The sequence below is a fragment of the Amycolatopsis sp. TRM77291 genome (assembly GCF_054166285.1).
In genome coordinates this window covers 1-655 of record NZ_JBSZHF010000036.1, presented here as the reverse complement: position 1 = coordinate 655, position 655 = coordinate 1, and the positions used below count along the sequence as shown (strand labels likewise).

Annotated in this window: 1 protein-coding gene; it reads left to right on the top strand. The window is 76.2% G+C overall.

Features of this window, described 5'->3' with window-relative positions; genetic code table 11:
* Positions 1 to 655 (top strand): NADP-dependent oxidoreductase (locus tag ACXIZN_RS43240; protein ID WP_457960784.1); only part of this gene is annotated, 655 nt, incomplete at both ends.

Sequence of the window (655 nt, the reverse complement as noted above, 5' to 3'; positions counted from 1 at the left end):
GCGGGGGAGGTCCGGGTGCGGGTGAAGGCGGCGGGGGTGCAGCCGTACGACGCGGCCGTGCGGGCGGGCTGGGAACCCGCGGGCATGGAGCTGCGTTGGCCGCGTGTCCCGGGGAACGAGTTCGCCGGGGTCGTCGACGAGGTCGGTTCCGGGGTTACCGGCCTCGTCGCGGGGACCGAGGTGCTCGGCTTCACGGCCGTGCAGGCGTACGCCGAGTACATCGTGGTGCCTGCGGAGAACGTCACGCCGAAGCCGGCGGAGATGCCGTGGGAGGTCGCGGGCGGGTTCACGGCGGGGACGCAGACGGCGTACCTGGCGCTGGACGCTCTGCGGGTCGCCCGCGGCGAGACGCTGCTGATCCACGGGGCGGCTGGCGCGGTGGGCACGGCCGCCGTCCAGCTCGCGGTGCTGCGCGGCGCGAGGGTGATCGGGACGGCGAGCGAGGCGAACCAGGAGTACGTCCGCTCGCTCGGCGCCGAACCGGTCGTCTACGGCGACGGCCTCGCGGGCCGGGTGCGTGCCCTCGCGCCGTCCGGAATCGACGCGGCGCTGGACGGGGCCGGCGGGGTCGCCTTCGACCTTTCGCTGGAGCTGGTCGGGGATCCGGACCGCGTGCTGACCCTGGTCGAGCACGGCCGCGGGGGCGCCCCCGGCG